Origin of the sequence: Pseudomonas sp. UM16, assembly GCF_050312595.1 — a bacterium.
Lineage (GTDB): Bacteria > Pseudomonadota > Gammaproteobacteria > Pseudomonadales > Pseudomonadaceae > Aquipseudomonas.
Genome location: NZ_JBNPJT010000002.1, coordinates 194,547 through 218,884 on the forward strand (window position 1 = coordinate 194,547; position 24,338 = coordinate 218,884).

Consider the following 24,338-nt stretch of genomic DNA (forward strand, 5'->3'; position numbering starts at 1 on the left):
GCAGCCTGGGCTGCTCTTTGGGGCATGTCTTTACGGTCTGTAGTGTATCCATCGCCGGCAAGTCCAGCTTGCCACTGTAAGAGCCGGCCTTGCCGGCGATGCTTTTAGCGTTTCTGAGTCAACGCACGACGCTCGAACTCAACAATACGCTGACGATAATGCTCAATCGTCTGCGCGGTCATCACGCTACGCTGATCATCCTTGAGCTCACCGTTGAGCTCATGGGCAAGCTTACGTGCCGCTGCAACCATCACATCGAAAGCCTGCTTGGGATGACGCGGCCCTGGCAGACCCAGGAAGAAGCTCACGGCCCGGGTGCTGAAGTGATCGATGTCGTCCAGATCAAACACGCCCGGTTTGACCGCGTTAGCCATCGAGAACAGCACTTCGCCATTACCGGCCATGCTTTCGTGACGGTGGAAGATATCCATCTCACCGTAACGCAGACCGCTTTCCAGGATGTTCTGCAGCAGGGCTGGGCCTTTGAAGCCGCCCTCGTCACGGGAAATCACGCTGATCACCAGCACTTCTTCAACCGGCGGCAGGTCGCGGGCTTCGCTGGCGCCAAACGCCGGGCCATTGCTGCGGGTTTCATCCGGATAATCATCGTCAACACTGGCAAACAGGTCTGGCTCACGCTCACGCGGCTCGGCCGCCAGGTTCAGGTCGCCCTGCTGCGGCTCGCTGCCACGCTTGCGCTTGGAGCCTTTAGGCTTGCTGTTGCTGTCACGCTCGCGCCCGGCACTCATGGACGGCAGGTCGTGCTCGTCCAGCGCAGGCTCCTTGTGAGTGTCCAATACCCGCGGCTGGCCGATCAACTCAGCGCTGTTCTCTTCATCCGAGGCGTTGGAGAAGCTGCGATCCAGACGGAATTTCAGCTTACCTTTACCGCCGCGCATACGGCGCCAGCCGTCAAAAAGAATACCGGCAATGACAATGATGCCGATGACGATCAGCCACTCGCGCAGACCGATTTCCATGTAATCCTGTGCCTCTGTATAAAATGCTGAAAAATAAAGGGTTTAAACCCCTTTAAAACGTGGCGCCAACTCTATGTTCTGACAGGCGTTTTACCCACGCAAAAAATAAGTGACATTAAGCTAGCACGACCAAAGATAACTTTACACCGTCTGTCGCAACTGACAGGGCCAATTACCGCAAGTTCACGCTTTTTAACCCTTCATCAGGCGTCGACCATGGCCATTGCCTCCTCGACATCCACAGCTACCAGACGCGAGCAACCTGGCTCGTGCATGGTGACGCCCATCAACTGGTCGGCCATCTCCATGGCGATCTTGTTGTGGGTGATATAGATGAACTGCACGGTCTGACTCATCTCCTTGACCAATCGGGCATAACGTCCGACGTTGGCATCGTCCAATGGTGCATCGACTTCATCGAGCATGCAGAACGGCGCCGGGTTCAATTTGAAAATGGCAAATACCAGGGCCAGGGCGGTCAGCGCTTTCTCCCCGCCCGAGAGCAAGTGGATGGTGCTGTTCTTCTTGCCCGGTGGCCGCGCCATGATCGTTACCCCTGTATCGAGTAAATCTTCGCCCGTCAGTTCCAAGTAAGCGCTGCCGCCACCGAAAACTTTTGGGAAAAGTGCCTGTAATCCGGCATTTATCTGATCAAAGGTATCTTTGAAGCGGGTGCGGGTTTCTTTGTCGATCTTGCGAATGACGTTTTCCAGGGTATCCAGGGCTTCGACCAGATCGGCATCCTGGGCATCCAGGTAGCGCTTGCGTTCTGACTGCTGTTGGTACTCGTCGATCGCCGCCAGGTTGATTGCCCCCAGGCGCTGAATGCGAGCATCGATGCGCTCCAGTTCCTGTTCGGCTTCTACCTCGCTGGCGCTTTCGGCCAAGGTCGCCAACACACCCTGCAAGTCGTAGCCGTCGGCTTGCAGCTGCTCCTGAAGGGTCTTGCGGCGCACGCTCAGCCCTTGCCAATCCAGGCGCTGCTGTTCGAGTTGACCGCGCAACAGTTGCGCTTGCTGCTCAGCCTGGGTACGACGCTTTTCCGCATCACGCAGCTCGCGATCCGCTTCATCCATATGCAAACGCGCCTGACGCATTTCATCGTCAACGCTCATGCGCTTTTCCAGCAGTTCTTCGAGTTTGAGGCGCAGCTCTTCCAGCGGCGCTTCACCCTCCTCCAGGTTCAGGGTCAACTGCTCACGCTTTTCGGTCAGACGCTCGGACTGTTGCTCCAAGCGCTCCAAGGCCTGACGCGTTGAGTCGTGCTGGGCGCGCAGTGAACCCAGGCGCACCGCCAACTGATGGGCATGGTCCTTGTGCTGGCGAGCCTCCTGGCGTACCCGGTCGAGACGCTCGCGCAAGCTGTCGCGTTGAGCCAGAAGCAGCTCGCGCTGCTCAGTGTCTTGAGCCATCAGCTCAAGAGCATCCTGCAGTTGCAAGCGCGACTCGCCGAGGTTTTCACTTTCGAGTGCACGTTGCTCCAACAGCTCCAGCAGTTCTTCTTCCAGGCGTTGCCGACGCAAGCTCAGTTGCTCGGCCCGCGCTTTACCAGCAGACAAGCGCGCATTGAACTCGCCCTGCTGACGGGCTTCGTCCTGAGCGCGGCGGCGCACGTACTCGCGGCGCTCTTCCAGCCCTTGTTGCTGTTCGCGCTGCTCCTGAAGCTGTGTGTCGAGCAGCTCAAGCGCGGCTTCCTGCTCCTGGCGCTCAAGACTCAGGCGCTCCAGTTCCTGACCACGAGCCAGGACGCCACCTTCGGCATCACTGGCGCGATTGACCCGTAGAAAATGCCGCCCCACCCAGTAGCCATCGCGACTGACCAGGCTCTGACCATCATTCAGGCGGCCGCGCTGGGCCAATGCTTGCTCAAGGTTGTCCACCGGCAGGACCTGCCCCAGCCAAGGTGCCAGATCGACGCGCCCTTCAACCTTGTCGAGCAAGCTGCCAGGCACCCGCACACCTTCAGCACTGGCATCGAGCAAACGCAGGTCGCCCTGATTGAAAGTTGCCAGATCCAGAGCACTGAAATCATCCACCAGCACCGCCTGCAAGTCAGCACCGAGCACGGTTTCCACCGCCAGCTCCCAACCTGGCTCGACCCGCAGGCCCTCAGCCAGCCGCGGACGTTGATCCAGGCCTTGTTCGCGCAACCACTGCGCGGTGCCAGTGCCCGGCTCCAGCGCGGCCTGCTGCAAGGCTTCGAGCGATGCCAGACGACCGCCCAAGCGCTGCAACTCACCCTGGGCCTGTTGCTGCGCGTGAACCGCCTGCTGCAATTGCTCGCGCAGCGCTTCCAACTGCTCGACCACCTGTTGCTCTTGCAATTGCAAGTCTTCAAGCACCAGCTCGCTGCTGGCCACCTGCTCACTCAGTTCGAGAATCGCCGCGTCTTCCGGGTCGGCGCTGAGCTGATCGCGCTCCTCCGCCAGTTTGCGCTGGCGCTCGGCAAGGCGCTCAAGGGCCTGTTCGAGTTGCTGGATGCGGGCCTGCTGCACTTCCGCTTGTCGACGCGGTTCGGCGGAGCGGGTGTTGAACGTGTCCCATTGTTCTTGCCAGCCGTGCATGGTGCCTTCGGCTTCTTCCAGGGTCGCCGCCGACTCTTCAGCGGCGGCCAGGGTCATTTCCTGTTCGGGCTCAAGTTGTTCCAGCTCTTCACCCAAGGTCGCGAGCAAGGTGCGGTCGTGACCCAGGTGCGACTCAGTTTCCAGACGCGAGCGCTCGGCTTCCTTGAAGTCGTCCTGAAGCTGGCGCAGACGCTGTTGGCCATGCTGGATGCTTTGCTCGACCCGAGCGATATCACCGCCGACCGAATAAAACCGCCCTTGCACCAGGTTAAAGCGCTCGGACAACTCATGATGACCATCACGCAAGCGCTCGATACTGGCATCGGCATTACGCTGCTCGGCCACCAGGGCCTCGAAGGCCACTTCCTGGTCACCGATCACCCCTTCGCGCTGCGCGACTTGCTGGTCCAGGGTCTGCCAGCGCAAGGCGGACAGTTGCGCCTTGAGTTGACGCTCTTCGGCCTTGTACTCCTTGTACTTTTCGGCGGCTTGGGCCTGGCGGTGCAAGCGCTCGAGCTGGCGTTCCAGCTCCTCGCGCAAGTCGGTCAGGCGTTCAAGGTTTTCATGGGTACGGCGGATGCGGCTCTCAGTCTCGCGCCGTCGCTCCTTGTACTTGGAGATCCCGGCAGCTTCTTCGATGAAGTTGCGCAGGTCCTCGGGCTTGGCTTCGATCAGCTTGGAGATCATCCCCTGTTCGATGATCGAGTAGCTGCGCGGACCGAGGCCCGTGCCGAGGAAGATATCGGTAATGTCACGGCGCCGGCACTTGGTGCCGTTAAGGTAATACGTGTTCTGACCGTCGCGGGTGACTTTACGGCGAATAGAGATTTCCGCGTAGGCTGCGTACTCCCCCACCAGGCTGCTGTCCGAGTTATCGAACACCAGCTCGATACTGGCCTGGCTCACTGGCTTGCGGCTGGTCGAGCCGTTGAAGATGACGTCGGTCATCGACTCGCCACGCAGGTTCTTGGCCGAGCTTTCGCCCATCACCCAGCGCACCGCATCGATGATGTTGGACTTGCCGCAGCCATTGGGCCCGACCACTGCCGCCATATTACTGGGGAAGTTGACCGTGGTCGGGTCGACGAACGACTTGAACCCGGCCAGGCGAATGCACTTGAGGCGCATGCTCAGGCAGTCGCCAGCGCCGCCAGCACCAGCTCGCAGCTGCGCTGGCAGTAGTCGGCCAGCACCGTGCGGATGCGCGGCTGATCACGTGCCACCACGGCCTCGAGCAGGCTGGCGAACAGCGCGAGGAAATCGCTCATCTCGGCCTTGCGCTGATCCAGCGCCAGGTAATAGGCGCGACTCATGGCCGGCTGCAGGTTTTCGACGGTTTCCTGCAGGTACGGATTGTTGGCGAACGGGTACGCGGCGCGCATCACCGCAAAGCTCTCTTCGACGAAGGCCTTGATGTCCTGGCGTTCGAGGGCAGCGGTCAGGCGCTGCTGGATTTTCAGGAAAGGCAGCAGCTCGCTATCACTGCGCCAGTTTTGTGCAACGGCATTGCCCAACAAGGTGTAGAGCTCGCCCATCAGAGTGCACAGGCTACGCACCCCATGCTCATTAAGCTCGGTGACGTGGGCGCCACGGCGCGGCAGGATGGTCACCAGGTGGCGACGTTCAAGGATCAGCAAGGCTTCGCGCACCGAGCCACGGCTGACGTTCAGCGCCTGAGTAACCTTCTGCTCCTGGATGCGCTCAGCAGGCTTGAGCTCGCCGCGGATGATCCGCTCGGCCAGGTAGTGGGCGATTTGCTCCGAGAGGCTGTCCGGCGCCTTGAACGTCATGGTTTTCCTTCAAAATCATTGAACTGTGCAAAGGGCGCAATTGTAGCGCACTTGCCCCTGCGCCGCGCAGGGGCCTAGATGCAGAAGTTGGCATGAATAACGCAAAAGATTACCCGCGCTGACAGCGAACTATGCTCAATAGAGAGACGGCTGTAGCAGCCCGGTAATGGCACGGGAAATTTCCTGACTCTAAGGTCAGAAAATTGTTGACCTGAAAATCAAGTCTGCTTACAGTCCGCTCAACAACAATAAACAGCGTGTGAGGCCTTCCCGTGATCCAGTTTCTACTCAACCAGGAGCTGCGCAGTGAGCATGCCCTGGATCCCAACCTGACCGTGCTCCAATACCTGCGTGAGCACCTGGGCAAATCCGGTACCAAGGAAGGCTGCGCGAGCGGCGATTGTGGCGCCTGTACGGTGGTGGTCGGTGAACTGAGCGCGGACGACAACGGCCGTGAACAACTCCGTTATCGCAGCCTCAACTCCTGCCTGACCTTTGTTTCGTCACTGCACGGCAAGCAATTGATCAGCGTCGAAGGGCTCAAGCATCAAGGCCAGCTGCACAGCGTGCAACAGGCCATGGCCGACTGTCACGGTTCGCAGTGTGGCTTCTGCACCCCAGGCTTTGTCATGTCGCTGTTTGCCCTGCAGAAGAACAGTGACGCACCGGACCTGCACAAGGCCCAGGAAGCCCTGGCCGGCAACCTCTGCCGCTGCACCGGCTATCGGCCGATCCTCGCTGCCGCCGAACAATCCTGCTGCCAGGCCAAGCCTGACCAGTTTGATAGCAACCAGGCGCAGACCATCGCCCGCCTCAAAGTCATCGCCCCTAGCGAAACCGGCGAACTCAACAGTGGCGACAAACGCTGCCTGGTGCCACTGACCGTGGCCGACCTTGCCGACCTGTACGGCTCGCACCCAGAAGCACGCCTGCTCGCCGGTGGTACTGACCTGGCTTTGGAGGTCACCCAGTTCCACAAAACCCTGCCGGTAATGATCTATGTCGGCAACGTCGCCGAACTCAAGCGTATCGACACGCAAGCAGAGCATCTGGAAATCGGTGCAGCCACACCATTAACCGATTGCTACGACGCCTTGAGCCGCGAATACCCGGACTTCGGCGAGCTGCTGCATCGCTTCGCCTCGCTGCAGATCCGCAACCAGGGCACCTTGGGCGGCAACATTGGCAACGCCTCGCCAATCGGCGACTCCCCGCCCCTGCTGATTGCCCTGGATGCGCAGATTGTGCTGCGCAAGGGCGAAAGCACCCGCACCCTGGCGCTGGAAGACTACTTCATCGACTACCGGATCACCGCTCGCCAGGAAAGCGAGTTCATCGAGAAGATCATTGTGCCGCGCGCTCGCAGTGCCTGGACGTTCCGCGCCTACAAGGTCTCCAAGCGCCTGGACGACGACATCTCGGCGGTTTGCGCCGCGTTCAATCTGCGCATTGAAAACGGTGTGGTCGAAGCTGCACGTATCGCTTTCGGCGGCATGGCCGCCATCCCGAAACGCGCCCGTGCCTGCGAAGCTGCGCTGGTTGGCAAAGCCTGGAACCAGGCGAGCATCGAACGCGCCTGCCTGGCCTTGGCTGAAGACTTCACGCCACTGTCGGACTTCCGCGCCAGTAAGGAATATCGCCTGCTCAGCGCACAGAACTTGCTGCGCAAATATTTCATCGAACTGCAAACGCCGCACATCGAGACTCGGGTGACCGCTTATGTCTAACCATCACGTCGCCAAAAGCCAGGCAGAAATGGCCGAGCTGTTCAGCCAGGACTTGACCACCGGTGTCGGTCGTAGCCTCAAGCACGACAGCGCCGACAAGCATGTGTCCGGCGAAGCGGTGTACATCGACGATCGCCTGGAATTCCCCAATCAGTTGCACGTCTATGCGCGCCTGTCTGACCGCGCTCATGCCCGGGTCTTGAGTATCGATACCAGCCCTTGCTACGCCTTCGAAGGCGTGCGCATCGCCATTACCCACGAAGATATACCGGGCTTGAAGGACATCGGCCCGCTGTTGCCGGGCGACCCGCTGCTGGCCATCGACAAGGTCGAGTTTGTCGGCCAGCCGGTGGTTGCCGTGGCTGCCCGCGATCTCGACACCGCGCGCCGCGCCGCCATGGCCGCAATCATCGAATACGAAGACCTGGAGCCGGTGCTGGATGTGGTCGAAGCGCTGCGCAAAAAGCATTTCGTCCTCGACAGCCATACCCATCAGCGCGGCGACTCAGCCAGCGCCTTGGCCTGCGCCCCGCACCGCGTGCAGGGCACCCTGCACATCGGCGGCCAGGAGCACTTCTACCTGGAGACCCAGATCTCTTCGGTGATGCCGACCGAAGACGGCGGGATGATCGTCTACTGCTCGACCCAGAACCCGACCGAAGTCCAGAAGCTGGTTGCCGAAGTCCTCGACGTATCGATGAACAAGATCGTCGTCGACATGCGCCGCATGGGTGGCGGTTTCGGTGGCAAGGAAACCCAGGCTGCCAGCCCTGCCTGCCTGTGTGCGGTGATCGCTCACCTCACCGGCCAGCCGACCAAAATGCGCCTGCCGCGGGTCGAAGACATGCTGATGACCGGCAAACGTCACCCCTTCTACATTGAGTACGATGTGGGCTTTGACGACACCGGCCGCCTGCACGGGATCAACTTTGACCTGGCCGGTAACTGCGGCTGCTCGCCGGACCTGTCGGCGTCGATTGTCGACCGCGCCATGTTCCACGCCGACAACTCCTACTACCTGGGCGATGCCACCATCCATGGCCACCGCTGCAAGACCAACACGGCTTCAAATACCGCCTACCGCGGTTTTGGCGGCCCTCAAGGCATGGTCGCCATCGAAGAAGTGATGGATCACATTGCTCGTCATCTGGCCCTCGATCCGCTGGCCGTACGCAAGGCCAACTACTACGGCAAGACCGAGCGCAACGTCACCCACTATTACCAGACCGTCGAGCACAACATGCTCGAGGAAATCACTGCCGAACTGGAAACCAGCAGCGACTACCAGCAGCGCCGTGAGTCGATTCGCCGTTTCAACGCCAACAGCCCGATCCTGAAAAAAGGCTTGGCGCTGACCCCGGTGAAGTTCGGCATCTCATTCACCGCCAGCTTCCTCAACCAGGCCGGTGCCCTGGTACACATTTACACCGACGGTAGTATTCACCTGAACCACGGCGGCACCGAGATGGGCCAGGGTCTGAACACCAAGGTGGCGCAGGTGGTGGCAGAAGTCTTCCAGGTTGATTTTGAACGCATCCAGATCACCGCAACCAACACTGACAAGGTGCCGAATACCTCACCCACCGCGGCCTCCAGTGGTGCCGACCTGAACGGCAAGGCCGCCCAGAACGCTGCCGAGATTCTCAAGAAGCGCCTGACCGAGTTTGCTGCGCGCCAGTACAAGGTCAGTGAAGAAGACGTCGAGTTCCGCAATGGCCATGTGCGCGTTCGCGATGAAATCCTCAGCTTCGACGCCTTGGTGCAGCAGGCCTATTTCGCCCAGGTGTCACTGTCGAGCACCGGTTTCTACAAGACCCCGAAAATCTACTACGACCGCAGCCAGGCCCGTGGCCGTCCGTTCTACTACTTCGCCTTCGGCGCGGCCTGCGCCGAGGTGATCGTCGACACCCTGACCGGCGAGTACAAGATGCTGCGCACCGACATCCTGCACGACGTCGGTGCCTCGCTGAACCCGGCTATCGATATCGGTCAGGTCGAAGGTGGTTTCATCCAGGGCATGGGTTGGCTGACCACCGAAGAATTGGTGTGGAACGCCAAGGGCAAGCTGATGACCAACGGCCCGGCCAGCTACAAGATTCCGGCAGTGGCCGATATGCCAGTGGATCTGCGGGTCAAACTGGTGGAGAACCGCAAGAACCCGGAAGACACCGTGTTCCACTCCAAAGCTGTGGGCGAGCCGCCATTCATGCTGGGCATCGCCGCTTGGTGCGCGATCAAGGATGCCGTGGCCAGCCTTGCCGACTACCGCGTACATCCAAAAATCGACGCACCGTCCACACCTGAGCGGGTACTGTGGGGTTGCGAGCAGATGCGCAAGGTGGTGGCGGCACAACAGCCGGCTGCCGAGGTTGAGACCGTGACACCGTGAGCACCTGATCGCCGGCAATGCCGGCTCCCTGTGGGAGCTGGTGTTGCCAGCGATGAGGCCAGCACAGGCACCCCATAGGTAAGTGAAAATGCACACCTGGATCAACGCCCTCGCCGGCCTGCAAGCCCGCGGCGAAGCCTGCATACTGGTCACCATCATCGAAGAGCGCGGCTCGACACCGCGCAACGCCGGCTCAAAGATGGTGGTCAGCGCCGAGCAGTTGTTCGACACCATCGGTGGCGGCCACCTTGAATACAAAGCCATGAAGATCGCCCGGCAAATGCTCAGCGAGCGTCGCGAATCTCCACACCTTGAACGCTTCAGCCTCGGCGCCAGCCTGGGCCAATGCTGTGGCGGCGCTACGGTGCTGCTGTTCGAACCCATGGGCCAGGTCCAGGCACAGATTGCCGTATTCGGTGCAGGCCATGTCGGTCGCGCTCTGGTACCCTTGCTCGCCGCGCTACCCTGCCGGGTGCGCTGGATCGATTCGCGCGAGCAGGAGTTCCCCGAAAGCATTCCAGTCGGGGTCAGCAAGATTGTCAGCGAAGAGCCGGTCGATGAAGTCGACGACCTGCCCGCAGGCAGCTATTGCATCGTCATGACCCACAACCACCCGTTGGACCTGGAACTGACCGCGGCGATCCTCAAACGTAATGATTTCACCTGGTTCGGCCTGATTGGCTCGAAGACCAAACGGGTCAAATTCGAACACCGCCTGCGTGAACGCGGCTACAGCGAAGAGCGCCTGCAACGCATGCGTTGCCCGATGGGCTTGGCCGAGGTCAAGGGCAAGCTGCCGATCGAGATCGCTGTGTCTATCGCCGCCGAAATCATTGCCACCTACAACGCCAGCTTTGGCCAGCATGACAATGCTGCCAATGCCGGCCCCATTGCCCAATTGCTGCCACCTTCCCGGCGCAGCCAAGCCATATGACGAGAGCCCTATGAGCGCAACCCGCAAAGCCTACCGTGCCGCCATCCTGCACAGTGTCGCCGACCCCGCCGAAGTCGGGATCGAAGCGTCCTACCAGTATTTCGAAGACGGTCTACTGTTGATCGACAACGGCAAGATCAGCGCCCTGGGGCACGCCAGCGACCTGCTGCCAACCCTGCCAGCCGACATCGAAGTGCAGCACTATCAAGATGCGCTGATCACCCCTGGCTTTATCGACACCCATATCCACTTCCCACAGACCGGCATGATCGGTTCCTACGGTGAGCAACTGCTGGACTGGCTCAACACCTACACCTTCCCCTGCGAAAAGCAGTTCGCTAACCAAGACCACGCCGACAACGTGGCGAAGATCTTCGTCGAAGAATTGCTGCGCAACGGCACCACCACCGCCCTGGTGTTTGGCAGTGTCCACCCCGAGTCGGTGAATGCTTTCTTTACCGAAGCCGAACGCCTGGACCTGCGGATGATTGCCGGCAAGGTCATGATGGACCGCAACGCCCCGGACTACCTGACCGACACCGCTGAGTCCGGCTATACCGAAAGCAAGGCGCTGATCGAGCGCTGGCACGGCAAGGGTCGCCTGCATTACGCCGTCACCCCACGCTTTGCCCCGACCAGTACCCCGGAGCAACTCACCCTGGCCGGCCAACTGCTGAGTGAGTTCCCCGATCTATACATGCACACGCACCTGAGCGAGAACCTCAAGGAGATCGACTGGGTCAAAGAGCTGTTCCCTGAGCGCAAGGGCTATCTGGACGTCTACGACCACTTCAAGCTGCTTGGCGAACGCTCAGTGTTCGCACACGGTGTGCACCTGTGCGACGAGGAATGCCAGCGCCTGGCCGAAACCGGTTCGGCCGTGGCCTTCTGCCCAACCTCCAATCTGTTTCTCGGCAGTGGCCTGTTCAACCTGCCGCAGGCGGAAAAGTTCAAGGTCAAGGTGGGTTTGGGTACGGATGTGGGTGCTGGCACCAGCTTCTCGCTGCTCAACACCCTCAATGAAGCCTACAAGGTCATACAGCTACAAGGTGCCCGCCTGAGCCCGTTCAAGTCCCTGTACCTGGCCACCCTGGGCGGTGCCCAGGCGCTGTACCTGGACGACCGCATCGGCAGCCTGAAGCCGGGGAATGACGCCGACTTCGTGGTCCTGGACTACAAGGCTACGCCGCTGATGGACTACCGCATCCAGCAATCGAACAGCATCGATGAGACGCTGTTCGTGCTGATGACCCTGGGCGATGACCGCACCGTCAAGCAGACATTCGCTGCCGGGCGCTGCGTGCACCAACGCTAAGGCTCGCGAAACAAGCCTTTGTACACCGCGCCGCCGATCACTGCCCCGATCAGTGGTGCCACCCAGAACAGCCACAACTGCTGCAGCGCCCAACCGCCGACGAACAACGCCGGACCGGTGCTGCGCGCAGGGTTGACCGAGGTATTGGTGATAGGGATCGAGATCAGGTGAATGAGGGTCAGTGCCAGGCCAATTGCAATCGGTGCAAAGCCTACTGGCGCACGACTGTCGGTGGCGCCCATGATGATCAGGATAAACATCGCGGTCATCACCACTTCACTGGCAAAGCCTGCCGCCAATGAATACCCGGCCGGCGAGTGTTCGGCATAGCCATTGGAGGCCAGGCCAGAAGCCACATCGAACCCTTCCTTGCCGCTGGCGATGAAATAGATCACTGCGGCGGCCAGGATTGCGCCGATCACCTGGGCGACAATGTAGGGCAGCAGATCCTTGGCCGGAAATCGCCCCCCCACCACTAGGCCCACCGAGACGGCGGGGTTGAGATGACAACCGGAGATATGACCGATGGCGAACGCCATGGTCAGTACGGTGAGACCAAAGGCCATGGCCACACCGACCAGCCCGATCCCCGCTGGCAGTGACGCAGCCAGCACCGCACTGCCACAACCACCTAAAACCAGCCAGAACGTCCCGATCAGTTCCGCACCCATGCGCTTGCTCAGGGGCATCGACATATACCTGTCCTCAAGTAGTTGAAGTTCTACGCGAAGCGCGCAAGCCCAACTGCTTGATGAAGGTTTGCGGTGTGAGACAGGTGTGAATCTAGCAGAGGCTGGGTGAAGTGCCAGTCAGCCTGAAATGCAACGCCGGCTAGGCCAGCTCCCCCAGATCACTCGGGCTGAAGGTGCAAGCGGGCCTTGTCGGCGATGTCAGCGACTCGATCTCAGCCCTTAACCGGCACCGAACTTCCGCGTTTCTTGGTCTGCAGCAAATGCGAGAACACCGCATGCAGATCATCCGACGCGCTGTCTTCGTCGAGGTTGAGCTTGCTGTCGATGTGATCCATGTGATGCATCATCAGGCTCACTGCCTGATTCACATCCCGGGCCTCGATGGCGTCGATCAATTGCATGTGCTCGTCGTAGGAGCAATGCGAGCGGTTGCCGCTTTCGTACTGGGCAATGATCAAGGAAGTTTGCGACACCAGGCTACGCTGGAAGCTGATCAGCGGTGCATTGCCAGCCGCTTCGGCCAGCTTCAGGTGGAACTCACCGGAAAGACGGATACCGGCGCCGCGGTCACCACGAGAAAAGCTGTCACGCTCCTCACGAACCATCTGGCGCAGCTCGTTGAGTTGCTCGGCGGTGGCGTGTTCGACGGCCAGCTCAGTGATTGCTCGCTCAACCATGCGGCGTGAGAAGAACACCTGACGGGCTTCTTCAACAGTGGGGCTGGCCACTACCGCACCACGATTTGGCCGCAGCAGCACCACACTTTCATGGGCCAGGCGTGACAACGCGCGACGAATGATGGTACGGCTGACGCCAAATATCTCGCCCAGGGCCTCCTCGCTCAACTTGGTACCCGGCGCCAGACGCTGCTCGAGAATGGCCTCGAAAATATGCGCGTAGACGATATCGTCCTGGGTTCCGCTACGTCCGGCCTTGCCGGTACGCACTGGTTTTTTGAGAGGTTGCAGCTGTTCGTTCATGGGCACTCGAGCACGGAGATCTGCCAGTCGGACCCTGACTGTAATAGCAGCCAGTGGGGCGAAGGCAAGTCCTGGTAAGAAAATTAATCGATTAAGGTATGGGCACATTGTACACAGCCGCAGCGATTTCTGCAGGGGATGATGGCCTTTATAGCGACACGGTGCATTTATTTGCGCACAACATCAAAAACATTATTTGCATTCTTTGTATACAAACGCATAATCCACCCGTGCAACTTCCTGACTCAGAAGTCAACTAACAGTCCGGTCGCCTGCCACCCCACCCGCCTCACAGAGCTCCCCAGTGCGTGCGCAGGACTGGCTCTGAAAAACAAGAAAAGACTTGAGGAGTACATGCTGTGGAAAGCCGCAAATCCGAAGCCCCTACGCTGGATCTTGCCCCACCGCTCGAAACGAGCTGGCTGGAGCGGATTTTCAAACTCAAGCTACATGGCACCACCGTCAAGACCGAAATGATCGCCGGGCTGACCACCTTTATCACCATGGCGTACATCATCTTCGTCAACCCCAACATCATGGCCGATGCCGGCATCGATCACGGCGCGGCGTTCGTCGCCACCTGTATCGCCGCCGCCCTGGGCTGCCTGTTGATGGGCCTGTATGCCAACTGGCCGGTTGGCCTGGCGCCGGGCATGGGGCTCAACGCCTTCTTTACCTATACCGTGGTCGGGACCATGGGCTACACCTGGGAGGCCGCGCTGGGTGCGGTGTTCGTCTCGGGGGTGCTGTTCATGCTGCTGACACTGTCGCGGGTGCGTGAATGGCTGCTCAACAGCATTCCCGTGAGCCTGCGTCATGCAATGGGTGCCGGCGTCGGATTGTTTCTCGGACTGATCGGTCTTAAAACGGCGGGCATTGTCGTCGACAGCCCGGCCACGCTGATCAAACTTGGATCGTTGCACGAACCTGGCCCGCTGCTGGCGGCGATCTGCTTTTTGATGATCGCGGTACTCAGCTACCACCGGGTGTTCGGGGCGATCCTGATCAGCATCATCAGCGTTACCCTCGCGGGCTGGGGCCTGGGTCTGGTCGAATACGGCGGCTTGTTCTCCCTGCCACCGAGCCTGGCACCGACCTGGATGGCCATGGATGTCGCAGGTGTGTTCAACGTCAGCATGATCGCCGTGGTATTCGCCTTCCTTTTCGTGCATATGTTCGACACCGCCGGCACCCTGATGGGTGTGGCCCAGCGGGCGAACCTGGTGAATGCCGACGGGCGTATCGAAAACCTCTCGCGAGCATTGAAGGCTGACAGTGCTTCAAGTGTGTTCGGTGCCGTGGTTGGCGTACCGCCGGTCACCAGTTATGTCGAGAGTGCTGCTGGTGTCGCTGCTGGCGGTCGTACCGGGCTGACGGCGGTGGTGGTTGGCCTGTTCTTCATTGCGGCAATGTTCTTCGCCCCACTGGCCGGGATGATCCCTGCCTACGCCACTGCAGGTGCGCTGATTTATGTCGCCATGCTGATGATGGGCAGCATGGCGCACATCAACTGGGATGAAGCGACCGACAGCATCCCGGCGATCGTCACCGCGATCATGATGCCGCTGACCTTCTCGGTGGCTGATGGTATTGCCCTGGGCTTTATCACCTACGTGGTGCTCAAGGCAGGTACAGGGCGCTTCAGCGAGATCTCGGCAAGTTTATGGGTACTGACAGCGATCTTCATCGCCAAGTTCGTATTCCTGTAAACCCGGCCCGAGCAAACAGAGCCTCACCTTCGGGTGGGGCTTTTTTGTGGTTCTTCACGGATTACCGGGAAAGTTGCTCTTGATCTTCATGAAAAAGAATTCGCTGTCCCGGTAGCCGTAGGCCATCCGCTTGATGACCTTAATCCTGTTATTGATCCCCTCCAGCTGTCCGGTGTGCATTGGCCACCGCACCCTGCTCAGAATGCCGCGCCAATAGCCCTTCAGGCGTTTGGCAAACTGCTTCAGAGCCGGTATCGCGCTTTCATCGGACAGACGCAGCCACTGTTTCCAGGCTGATCGCCAGCCCCAAGCGGTAGTAGGTGACCACAGCGCTTTGAGCTCTGCCTTCATCAAATAAACCGTCATCAACGACTGGTTGGCAGCAAGCAAATCCTTCAAGTGCACCTGCTGATCTGCACTCCTGAGATTTTCTGGATTACGTAGCAACAGCCACCGCGCTTGCTTGATGATCTTGCGGGCAGGCTTGTCATGCCGCAGGCGGTTGGCTTCATCGACGCGCACACGGTCAATGACTTCTCGACCGTATTTGGCCACCACGTGAAACAGGTCGTAGACCACCCGTGCCCGCGGACAATGCTCGCGCACCTCCAGGTCAAACGCGGTATTCATATCCATCGCCACCGCCTCAATTCGCGCGCAACCCTCAGCCCCCAGTTCTTCGAAGAACGGTCGGATGGCGGCACGGCTGCGTCCTTCGCCGATCCACAGCACCCGGCGGCTATCGGCATCCAGTACGACGCTGGCGTATCGATGCCCTTTGAACAGGGCAAACTCGTCCATGACCAGTCGCCTTGGGCGGGCTACAGGCCGCTCCTCCAGTTCTGCTTGTAGAGCCCGTCGCTCCAGTAACCGCACGCTATCCCAGTGCAGTCCGAATAGCTGAGCCACATGCAAGGTTGGCAGCCGTCGACAGGTCTGGATGACGGTTTCAGCCAAGCGGCGCGTCATCCGGGAGTAACGATCAAGCCAACTGACAGCCTCCATCCGTTTGCCGCAAGCGCCACATCCAACTCGTCTGAGTTCGACGTTTAGCCGCACCGGCATCCTAAGGATGGGCAGGTCTCGGATGGCCCGCTGGCAGTATTCATGGGTGGTTGTGCTGGGTTGGTTGCAGCCACTGCAGGTAGGGAATCGAGTGGCCTGGGAGATGAGATCGATCTGCAGCGCGTCGCCATCAAGCTTGATGGCGACGATAGAAAAGCCCTCCCAAAACGGAAGGAACGTATTAATATCGCGCATAAGAACGCCGGTTTGTTAGATGTGTTTGCTCGCACGAACATCATCAATCAAACCGGCGTTCTTGTTTCTGTGTTTCCCGGGATTCCGTGAAGAACCTTTTTTGTTGCCTGCGTGGCCTACGTGGGAGATCGATGCAGTCCACCCCGCCAATAACCAGCAGACAAAAAAAAGCCCGCAGTGTGAGCGGGCAAGGACCTACGAAGATTCTTCTAGCGACCAACTAGCTTCCACGATAGGTCGAGTAACTGTACGGCGAGATCAGCAACGGCACGTGGTAGTGATCCTGCTCGGCGCTGATACCAAAACGCAGGACCACGACATCAAGGAATGCGTGCTCGGGCAGCTGTACACCACGGGCGCGGTAGTAATCGCCGGCATTGAATTGCAGCTGGTAGACACCGCTGCGGTAATCGTCACCTTGCAGCAACGGCGCGTCGCAACGGCCATCGCTGTTGGTCAGGGTGGAGTTCACCAACTCCAGCTGCTGGCCTTCGACGCGGTACAGCTCGACCTTGATCGAGCTACCAGGGCAGCCGTGTGCGGCATCCAGTACATGCGTGGTCAAACGTCCCATTGCTTGCTCGCCTCTGTCTATCTATTGGCAAAAAGTCCCATACGACGCCGTCAGGAAACCCGGCAGCGTACGACTGTCGAATTATTAAGACATTTTTCTGTAAAATTGTACACAATAATTAAGTATTCTTTCCTGGCACGCCGATGACCTCCTGTAAATACGCCATCAGTCGCAAAACCACGTTACTGGCCGACGGCCGCGTCATTTGCTGACCAATCAGGCAGGTTTCTTGCAGAGGTTTTCCAGCGTGAAAAGACAAAGAAATACGAAAAAACAGGCTTACAAACCGCAAACAAAGTTGTATACAATCATCTCATCGACGTGGGCGACACCCTACAAGGGCACCACGCCATCCGTTTACACGTATAAGAAGGAAGACTGCAGTGAGCGCTGATTATCCTCGCGACCTGATCGGTTACGGCAATACCCCACCCCATCCGCGCTGGCCGGGGAATGCCCGCATCGCTTTGTCTTTCGTGCTCAACTACGAAGAAGGTGGTGAACGCAACATTCTTCACGGAGACAAGGAATCAGAAGCCTTTCTCTCTGAAATGGTCGCCGCCCAGCCTCTGCAGGGCGCTCGTAACATGAGCATGGAGTCGCTCTACGAATATGGCAGCCGCGCCGGCGTCTGGCGCTTGCTCAAGCTGTTCAAAGAGACTGGCGTGCCACTGACCATCTTTGCCGTCGCCATGGCCGCGCAGCGTCACCCTGACGTAATCCGCGCCATGGTCGAAGCCGGCCACGAAATCTGCAGCCACGGCTACCGCTGGATCGACTACCAGAACATGGACGAGGCCCAGGAGCGCGAGCACATGCTCGAAGCCATCCGCATCCTCACCGAACTGACCGGCGAACGTCCGCTGGGCTGGTACACCGGTCGTACCGGCGCCAATACCCGCCGCCTGGTGATGGAGGAAGGTGGCTTCCTCTACGACAGCGATACCTACGACGACGACCTGCCCTACTGGGAGTCGAACAACCCGACCGGCAAGGCGCACCTGGTGATCCCCTACACCCTGGACACCAACGACATGCGCTTCACCCAGGTACAGGGCTTCAATTGTGGCGAGCAATTCTTCCAGTACCTCAAAGACGCCTTTGACGTGCTGTACGAAGAAGGCGCCGAAGCGCCGAAGATGCTCTCCATCGGCCTGCACTGTCGCCTGATTGGCCGCCCGGCACGCCTGGCAGCACTCAAGCGCTTCATCGAATACGCCAAGAGCCACGATCAGGTCTGGTTCACCCGGCGCGTGGACATCGCCCGTCACTGGCATGCCACCCACCCTTACAAAGCCGAGAACGTCTAATGACCGCTTTCAAGACCCTCAAGCCTTCGTCCCTGGAACGCAGTGCGTTCGTCGAAGCCTTCGCCGACATCTACGAGCACTCGCCATGGGTCGCCGAAAAAGCCTACGACCTGGGCCAACTGCAGGAAATCGATCAGATCGAAGCCCTGCATCAGCGCATGAGCGACATTCTCCTTAGCGCCGATCATGCCGCTCAGCTGGCACTGATCAATGCTCACCCGGACCTCGCCGGCAAGGCCGCGATCCAGGGTGAACTGACCGAATCGAGCACCAATGAACAGGCCGGTGCCGGGATCCATCAGTGCACTGCCGAAGAGTTCGAGCGTTTTACCGAACTCAACGACGCCTACAAAGAGAAGTTCAAGTTCCCGTTCATCATGGCAGTCAAAGGCAGCAATCGGCACCAGATCCTCGCCTCGTTCGAAAAACGCATCCACAACTCGGCCGAGGCTGAGTTCAAGGAAGCGCTGGCACAGATCAACCTGATTGCCCTGTTCCGCCTGCTGCAACTTTAAAGGGTGCCTGAGCCCACGGGCCCGAGTGCGCCACGCGAGCATACCCAGGGCCCAAACGGCCGAATGAGCGACACCCTCCACAACACAGAATAAAGAGAATCCGCATGCGCACTTTAGTGATTGAGCCATTGACCAAAGAAGCCTTCGCCCCTTTCGGTGACGTGATCGAAACCGACGGCAGCGACCACTTCATGATCAACAACGGTTCGACCATGCGCTTCCACAAGCTGGCGACGGTCGAAACCGCCCAGCCCGAGGACAACGCGATCATCAGCATCTTCCGCGCCGACGCGCAGGACATGCCGCTGACCGTTCGCATGCTGGAGCGCCATCCGCTGGGCAGCCAGGCGTTTATTCCGCTGCTCGGCAACCCCTTTCTGATCGTGGTCGCGCCGGTTGGCGATGCACCTGTATCAGGCCTTGTCCGCGCCTTCGTGAGTAATGGAAGGCAGGGCATCAATTACCATCGCGGCGTCTGGCACCACCCGGTGCTGACGATCGAAAAGCGGGATGACTTCCTGGTGGTTGATCGCAGTGGCACTGGCAACAACTGCGATGAGCATTTTTTCAATGAGGATGAGCAACTGATCCTCGCCCCCCACCAATAAGAGAAGACCTGAGCATCCGGCTACAGGGTGCCAGGGTAGAGGTAAAGACTGTGGAAGCACATCTGTTGGAATGGCTGAACCTGAGCGTGCGTTGGGTTCACATGATCACTGGCGTGGCATGGATTGGCGCGTCGTTCTACTTTGTCTGGCTGGAAAACAACCTCAACCGGGCCAACCCGCGCGACGGTCTGTCCGGCGATCTCTGGGCGATTCACGGTGGCGGGATCTACCACCTGGAGAAATACAAGCTGGCTCCGCCGAAGATGCCGGAGAACCTGCACTGGTTCAAATGGGAAGCCTATTTCACCTGGATGTCGGGTATTGCCCTGCTGTGCCTGGTGTTCTACTGGAACCCGACCCTGTATCTGCTGGCCCCAGGCAGCACGCTGTCGGGCGGCGAAGGTATCGCCATCGGTGTCGGCTCGCTGATCGCCGGCTGGTTCATCTACGACTTCCTCTGCGATTCGCCCCTGGGCAAGCGCCCTGGCCTGCTCGGCCTGGTGCTGTTCATCCTGGTCATTGCCGCCTGCTACGGCTTCAGCCAGGTGTTCAGCGGTCGTGGTGCCTACCTGCACACCGGCGCGATCATCGGCACCATCATGGTCGGTAACGTATTCCGCATCATCATGCCGGCCCAGCGTCAGTTGGTAGCCGCCATCGAGAAGAACGAAACGCCCGACCCGACCCTGCCGGCCAAAGGCCTGCTGCGTTCGCGTCACAACAACTACTTCACCCTGCCGGTGCTGTTCATCATGATCAGCAACCACTTCCCGAGCACCTACGGCAGCCAGTACAACTGGTTGATCCTGGCCGGTATCGCCGTGGCTGCAGTGTTGGTTCGTCATTACTTCAACACCCGTCATGACAGCAACAAGTACGCCTGGACCCTGCCAGTCGGTGCCCTGTCGATGATTTGCCTGGCGTACGTCACCGGCCCTGCGCCGATGCCGACCGCGCCGGAGCAGGCTGCCGCCAAGGTTGAGTACCAACCGCTTCCGGAAACTGCCCTGGGTGGAAAGACCGCTGCTGAAAAAGCGGCAGAGAAAGCTGCCGAGCCTGCCCAGGCTGCCGCCCCTGCTGCCGAAGCACCCGCAGCCACCGTTGCCAAACTTGACGATGCCAGCTTCGACAAGATCCATAGCGTCATCCAGGAACGTTGCGCCGTGTGCCATTCGGCCAAGCCTACCAGCCCACTGTTCAGCGCTGCACCGGCCGGGGTAATGCTCGACACCCCGCAACAGATCCAGCAGCAGGCTGCGCGCATTCAAGCGCAGGCCGTGGCAACACAGATCATGCCCTTGGGCAACATCACCCAGATGACCCAGCAAGAACGTGAACTGATCGGTGCCTGGATCGCCAAAGGGGCACCAACCAACTAAGCAATAAAGCTTCAAGTGGCAAGCTAAAAGCTGCAAGCCAAGCGCAACCTCCTGCTTCTACTTGAAGCTTGGCGCTTGAAGCTTGCAGCTCTAAAGAATAAAAACAAAACCGAGGTGTTGCATGTCCGAGTCACGCAAGGCGTACATCCCCGTTGCGCCCCCACGACAGCCACTGCCAATGCTCCAACTGTTCCTGGTGGGTCTACAACATGTCTTGCTGATGTACGGAGGCGCCATTGCCGTGCCACTGATCATCGGCCAGGCCGCCGGCCTTTCTCGTGAAGAAGTCGCTTTCCTGATCAATGCCGACCTGCTGGTCGCTGGTGTCGCCACCATCGTCCAGTCGTTCGGCATTGGCGCAGTTGGCATCCGCATGCCTGTGATGATGGGCGCAAGCTTTGCTGCTGTCGGCAGCATGGTGGCCATGGCCGGCATGCCCGGTGTCGGCCTGCAAGGTATCTTTGGCGCGACCATCGCCGCCGGTTTCTTCGGCATGCTGATCGCCCCATTCATGTCCAAGGTGGTGCGTTTCTTCCCACCGCTGGTGACCGGCACGGTCATCACCTCGATTGGTCTGTCGCTGTTCCCGGTTGCCGTCAACTGGGCCGGTGGCGGTGCCAGCGCCGAAACCTTCGGCTCCCCTATTTACTTGATCGTCGCAGGCCTGGTGCTGGCCACCATCCTGTTGGTCAATCGCTTCATGCGTGGCTTCTGGGTCAATGTCTCGGTCCTGATCGGCATGGGCCTGGGCTACATCCTCGCCGGTTCCATCGGCATGGTTGATCTGTCCGGTCTCGACGATGCCCCTTGGGTGCAAGTGGTCACCCCGCTGCACTTCGGCATGCCGACCTTCAGCCTGGCACCCATCCTTTCCATGTGCCTGGTGGTGGTAATCATCTTCGTCGAGTCCACCGGCATGTTCCTGGCACTGGGCAAAGTCACCGACCGTGAAGTGACCCCAGGCATGCTGCGCCGCGGTCTGATGTGCGACGCCGGGGCCTCCTTCGTTGCCGGTTTCTTCAATACCTTTACCCACTCCTCCTTTGCCCAGAACATCGGCCTGGTGCAGATGACCGGCGTGCGCTGCCGTTATGTGACGGTGGTTGCCGGTGGTTTTCTGATTCTCCTCAGCCTGCTGCCCAAGGCAGCGTTCCTGATTGCTTCAATTCCGCCTGCGGTACTGGGCGGCGCCTCGATTGCCATGTTCGGCATGGTCGCCGCCACCGGAATCAAGATTCTCCAGGAGGCTGACATCGCCGACCGCCGCAACCAGTTGCTGGTCGCTGTCAGCGTTGGCATGGGCCTGATCCCTGTGGTGCGTCCGGAGTTCTTCGCGCAGATGCCGCAGTGGATGGAACCGATCACCCACAGCGGTATCGCCATGGCCACGGTCAGCGCGCTGATCCTCAACCTGCTGTTCAACATCCTTGGCGGCGCCGAACGCGCCGCGCACAACGACGCCGCCCACCAGCACTGAGCCTTTGGGCGGCAGTTGCCGCCCGGCACACCCGAGCAACACGCAGGACCGTCGACCCGTGGGAGCGGGTCGGCCGGGGCGCCTCGCGCCGAAAACCCAAAACCAACAATAACAAAGCCGGGAATCACAACATGAAAGGCATCACCACTTCCCTCCTGTTGGGTAGCAGTTTGCTGGCCGCTTTGCCAGCTACCGCAGGAGACTTGCTGCTCTGGCACACCAACAGTCTCACCTATCTCTACGGCAAGGACTTTCAGGTCAACCCTGCGATCCAGCAGACGGTGACCTTCGAGCACGCCAACAAGTGGAAATACGGCGACACTTTCCTGTTCGTTGACAAGATCTTCTACAACGGCGGTACCGACCGCAACAAAGGCAGTAACACCTACTACGGTGAGTTCAGCCCGCGTCTGTCGCTCGGTAAGATCTTCGAACGCAAGTTCGAATTCGGCCCGATCAAGGACGTGTTGATCGCCATGACCTACGAGTCAGGCGAAGGTGACAACGAGGCCTACCTGATCGGCCCTGGTTTTGACCTGGCCATTCCCGGCTTCAACTACTTCACCCTCAACATCATGCAGCGCAACACCGAGGGCAGCCGCCCGGGTGATAGTGTCTGGCAGATTACCCCAACTTTTTCCTACACCATCCCCGTGGGCAAATCCGACATCCTCATCGATGGCTACATGGATTGGGTGGTCGATAACGACGAAAGTCGCCGCGGCACCTACCATGCCAACCTGCAGTTCAACCCGCAGGTCAAATACGACCTGGGCAAGGCGCTGAACCTCGGTGCCAAGCAGTTGTACGTGGGTATCGAATACAGCTACTGGAAAGACAAATACGGTATCGAGAACAATGGTCGGCTGGACACCAATCAGAGCGTGACCAGCGCCCTGGTTAAGGTTCACTTCTAAAACCTGACCAAATGCACAGCTTTAACACCACCTGCTCCATGACGGAGCACTTGAGGACCCGCGCGCAAGCCAGTAATCTGCGCGCCCCTCGCTCAGGGTAGGACGGATCCTACCTGCGTTTGCTGACCGCTCAGTCAATGAATTCGGGCGGTTGGCAAGCGTTACGCTAACCTGAAGTACCCCTTTTCAGCTGTTCAGAAAGACGTCGAGCAGGATTGTTGTGCCGTATCGGATAGTTGGCGCAGCGCTTGCCAAATAGCTGTGGTTAATCGAAAAAAACTGACTCAAAAGACAAGTATTTGAACAAAACGGTGCCATTCAGAGCACTGACATCAGATTCAATCAAGGGAGCAACACAGCGATGCGCATTACCAATAGCCTGATTCTCGCCGGCGGCCTGCTGGCGGCCAGCACTGCCGCCACCGCCGGTGATCTGCTGCAATGGCAGAACAACAGCCTGACCTACCTGTGGGGCAAGAACTTCGCCGTCAACCCGGAAATCCAGCAGACCGTAACCTTCGAGCACGCCGATGCCTGGAAATACGGCGACAACTTCATCTTCGTCGACAAGATCTTTTACAACGGCGATAAAGACTTCAACAACGGCGACAACACCTACTACGGTGAGATTCAGCCGCGTCTGTCGTTCGGCAAGATTTTCGACCAGAAGCTGGAGTTCGGTCCGATCAAGGACGTGCTGCTGGCGATGACCTACGAGTTTGGTGAGGGCGATACCGAGTCCTACCTGATCGGTCCTGGTTTCGACCTGGCAATCCCGGGTTTCGATTACTTCCAGCTGAACTTCTACCAGCGCAACACTGAAGGTAGCCGGGCCGGTGACAATGTCTGGCAGATCACCCCAGTCTGGTCCTACACCATTCCTGTGGGCAAGTCTGACATCCTCATCGATGGCTTCATGGACTGGGTAGTCGACAACGACGCCACCAGCCGCCGTGGCACCTACCACGCCAACCTGCACTTCAACCCGCAGGTTAAATACGACCTGGGTAAAGCGTTGAACTGGGGCGAGAAGCAGCTGTATGTCGGTTTTGAATACGACTACTGGAAGAACAAGTACGGCATCAAGGACAGCGATGCCTTCGATACCGATCAGAACACCGCCAGCTTCCTGGTCAAAGTGCACTTCTGATCAACACGGCAAAGCCGGCTCCAACAGGATCGGTTCACTACCTGACCTTGTGGGAGCTGGCCTTGCCA

Annotated in this window: 19 protein-coding genes; 12 read left to right on the top strand and 7 right to left on the bottom strand. The window is 59.3% G+C overall.

Features of this window, described 5'->3' with window-relative positions; all coding sequences use genetic code 11:
* Nucleotides 1-104 precede the first annotated feature (104 nt).
* The 3 genes from zipA to ACQRAX_RS02980 all read right to left on the bottom strand — a co-directional run bounded on the left by zipA (nt 105) and on the right by ACQRAX_RS02980 (nt 5,334).
* Entirely contained in the window at nt 105-980 is an 876-nt protein-coding gene (gene zipA, locus ACQRAX_RS02970) for a cell division protein ZipA (protein ID WP_412038288.1), read from the bottom strand.
* A gap of 203 nt (nt 981-1,183) precedes the next feature.
* Complete coding sequence (smc, locus tag ACQRAX_RS02975) at nt 1,184-4,672, bottom strand: chromosome segregation protein SMC (RefSeq protein WP_412038287.1); 3,489 nt, start codon at nt 4,670-4,672, stop codon at nt 1,184-1,186.
* A gap of 2 nt (nt 4,673-4,674) precedes the next feature.
* The gene (locus ACQRAX_RS02980) at nt 4,675-5,334 is read right to left on the bottom strand and encodes a GntR family transcriptional regulator (RefSeq protein ID WP_412038286.1); all 660 of its coding nucleotides are present in this window, start codon (nt 5,332-5,334) and stop codon (nt 4,675-4,677) included.
* 272 nt (nt 5,335-5,606) lie between these two features.
* Between ACQRAX_RS02980 and xdhA the strand changes: the two genes are divergently transcribed.
* The 4 genes from xdhA to guaD all read left to right on the top strand — a co-directional run bounded on the left by xdhA (nt 5,607) and on the right by guaD (nt 11,699).
* Nucleotides 5,607-7,061 carry a xanthine dehydrogenase small subunit gene (gene xdhA / locus ACQRAX_RS02985; RefSeq protein ID WP_412038285.1) on the top strand — a complete coding sequence of 485 codons (1,455 nt, stop codon included), beginning with the start codon at nt 5,607-5,609 and terminating at the stop codon, nt 7,059-7,061.
* Entirely contained in the window at nt 7,054-9,450 is a 2,397-nt protein-coding gene (xdhB, locus tag ACQRAX_RS02990) for a xanthine dehydrogenase molybdopterin binding subunit (RefSeq protein WP_412038284.1), read from the top strand. The genes xdhA and xdhB overlap by 8 nt, the downstream gene beginning before the upstream one ends.
* 88 nt (nt 9,451-9,538) lie before the next feature.
* Entirely contained in the window at nt 9,539-10,384 is an 846-nt protein-coding gene (gene xdhC, locus ACQRAX_RS02995) for a xanthine dehydrogenase accessory protein XdhC (RefSeq protein ID WP_412038283.1), read from the top strand.
* Between the two features lie 10 nt (nt 10,385-10,394).
* Entirely contained in the window at nt 10,395-11,699 is a 1,305-nt protein-coding gene (gene guaD / locus ACQRAX_RS03000) for a guanine deaminase (protein WP_412038282.1), read from the top strand.
* Here the strand turns inward: guaD and aqpZ are convergent.
* A complete protein-coding gene (gene aqpZ / locus ACQRAX_RS03005) occupies nt 11,696-12,388 on the bottom strand; it encodes an aquaporin Z (protein ID WP_412038436.1) in 693 nt (230 codons plus the stop codon). The genes guaD and aqpZ overlap by 4 nt on opposite strands.
* Nucleotides 12,389-12,603: 215 nt before the next feature.
* A complete protein-coding gene (locus ACQRAX_RS03010) occupies nt 12,604-13,371 on the bottom strand; it encodes a GntR family transcriptional regulator (RefSeq protein WP_412038281.1) in 768 nt (255 codons plus the stop codon).
* 359 nt (nt 13,372-13,730) lie between these two features.
* Between ACQRAX_RS03010 and ACQRAX_RS03015 the strand changes: the two genes are divergently transcribed.
* Entirely contained in the window at nt 13,731-15,080 is a 1,350-nt protein-coding gene (locus tag ACQRAX_RS03015; protein WP_038613228.1) for an NCS2 family permease, read from the top strand.
* A 54-nt stretch (nt 15,081-15,134) separates the two neighbouring features.
* Here ACQRAX_RS03015 and ACQRAX_RS03020 read toward each other — a convergent pair whose 3' ends face one another.
* Nucleotides 15,135-16,340, bottom strand: coding sequence for an ISL3 family transposase (locus ACQRAX_RS03020; RefSeq protein ID WP_412038280.1), 1,206 nt, complete (start codon nt 16,338-16,340; stop codon nt 15,135-15,137).
* A gap of 220 nt (nt 16,341-16,560) precedes the next feature.
* Nucleotides 16,561-16,914 carry a hydroxyisourate hydrolase gene (gene uraH / locus ACQRAX_RS03025; protein ID WP_412038279.1) on the bottom strand — a complete coding sequence of 118 codons (354 nt, stop codon included), beginning with the start codon at nt 16,912-16,914 and terminating at the stop codon, nt 16,561-16,563.
* Between the two features lie 383 nt (nt 16,915-17,297).
* On the opposite strand from uraH, the gene puuE reads away from it, so the two are divergent.
* From puuE to ACQRAX_RS03060, 7 genes are all read left to right on the top strand, one after another.
* Complete coding sequence (gene puuE / locus ACQRAX_RS03030) at nt 17,298-18,224, top strand: allantoinase PuuE (protein ID WP_412038278.1); 927 nt, start codon at nt 17,298-17,300, stop codon at nt 18,222-18,224.
* On the top strand, nt 18,224-18,739 hold the full coding sequence (gene uraD / locus ACQRAX_RS03035) for a 2-oxo-4-hydroxy-4-carboxy-5-ureidoimidazoline decarboxylase (RefSeq protein ID WP_038613234.1): 516 nt from the start codon (nt 18,224-18,226) through the stop codon (nt 18,737-18,739). The genes puuE and uraD overlap by 1 nt, the downstream gene beginning before the upstream one ends.
* Before the next feature lie 104 nt (nt 18,740-18,843).
* A complete protein-coding gene (locus tag ACQRAX_RS03040) occupies nt 18,844-19,347 on the top strand; it encodes an ureidoglycolate lyase (protein ID WP_045188921.1) in 504 nt (167 codons plus the stop codon).
* Nucleotides 19,348-19,397: 50 nt separating this feature from the next.
* On the top strand, nt 19,398-20,726 hold the full coding sequence (locus tag ACQRAX_RS03045) for a urate hydroxylase PuuD (RefSeq protein WP_412038277.1): 1,329 nt from the start codon (nt 19,398-19,400) through the stop codon (nt 20,724-20,726).
* Nucleotides 20,727-20,847: 121 nt separating this feature from the next.
* Nucleotides 20,848-22,203, top strand: a complete 1,356-nt coding sequence (locus ACQRAX_RS03050) for a nucleobase:cation symporter-2 family protein (RefSeq protein ID WP_400172699.1) — start codon at nt 20,848-20,850, stop codon at nt 22,201-22,203.
* Nucleotides 22,204-22,334: 131 nt separating this feature from the next.
* Nucleotides 22,335-23,120, top strand: coding sequence for an outer membrane protein OmpK (locus ACQRAX_RS03055; RefSeq protein ID WP_412038276.1), 786 nt, complete (start codon nt 22,335-22,337; stop codon nt 23,118-23,120).
* A 361-nt stretch (nt 23,121-23,481) separates the two neighbouring features.
* Nucleotides 23,482-24,270 (top strand): outer membrane protein OmpK, encoded by a 789-nt coding sequence (locus tag ACQRAX_RS03060; RefSeq protein ID WP_412038275.1) that lies wholly within the window; start codon nt 23,482-23,484, stop codon nt 24,268-24,270.
* Nucleotides 24,271-24,338 lie beyond the last annotated feature (68 nt).

What these genes read in the sequence shown, in the direction of transcription:
- zipA (WP_412038288.1), bottom strand. Translation starts at nt 980, where the DNA reads ATGGAAATCGGTCTGCGCGAGTGGCTGATCGTCATCGGCATCATTGTC.
- smc (WP_412038287.1), bottom strand. Translation starts at nt 4,672, where the DNA reads ATGCGCCTCAAGTGCATTCGCCTGGCCGGGTTCAAGTCGTTCGTCGAC.
- ACQRAX_RS02980 (WP_412038286.1), bottom strand. Translation starts at nt 5,334, where the DNA reads ATGACGTTCAAGGCGCCGGACAGCCTCTCGGAGCAAATCGCCCACTAC.
- xdhB (WP_412038284.1), top strand. Translation starts at nt 7,054, where the DNA reads ATGTCTAACCATCACGTCGCCAAAAGCCAGGCAGAAATGGCCGAGCTG.
- xdhC (WP_412038283.1), top strand. Translation starts at nt 9,539, where the DNA reads ATGCACACCTGGATCAACGCCCTCGCCGGCCTGCAAGCCCGCGGCGAA.
- guaD (WP_412038282.1), top strand. Translation starts at nt 10,395, where the DNA reads ATGAGCGCAACCCGCAAAGCCTACCGTGCCGCCATCCTGCACAGTGTC.
- aqpZ (WP_412038436.1), bottom strand. Translation starts at nt 12,388, where the DNA reads ATGCCCCTGAGCAAGCGCATGGGTGCGGAACTGATCGGGACGTTCTGG.
- ACQRAX_RS03010 (WP_412038281.1), bottom strand. Translation starts at nt 13,371, where the DNA reads ATGAACGAACAGCTGCAACCTCTCAAAAAACCAGTGCGTACCGGCAAG.
- ACQRAX_RS03020 (WP_412038280.1), bottom strand. Translation starts at nt 16,340, where the DNA reads ATGCGCGATATTAATACGTTCCTTCCGTTTTGGGAGGGCTTTTCTATC.
- uraH (WP_412038279.1), bottom strand. Translation starts at nt 16,914, where the DNA reads ATGGGACGTTTGACCACGCATGTACTGGATGCCGCACACGGCTGCCCT.
- uraD (WP_038613234.1), top strand. Translation starts at nt 18,224, where the DNA reads ATGACCGCTTTCAAGACCCTCAAGCCTTCGTCCCTGGAACGCAGTGCG.
- ACQRAX_RS03040 (WP_045188921.1), top strand. Translation starts at nt 18,844, where the DNA reads ATGCGCACTTTAGTGATTGAGCCATTGACCAAAGAAGCCTTCGCCCCT.
- ACQRAX_RS03050 (WP_400172699.1), top strand. Translation starts at nt 20,848, where the DNA reads ATGTCCGAGTCACGCAAGGCGTACATCCCCGTTGCGCCCCCACGACAG.
- ACQRAX_RS03055 (WP_412038276.1), top strand. Translation starts at nt 22,335, where the DNA reads ATGAAAGGCATCACCACTTCCCTCCTGTTGGGTAGCAGTTTGCTGGCC.
- ACQRAX_RS03060 (WP_412038275.1), top strand. Translation starts at nt 23,482, where the DNA reads ATGCGCATTACCAATAGCCTGATTCTCGCCGGCGGCCTGCTGGCGGCC.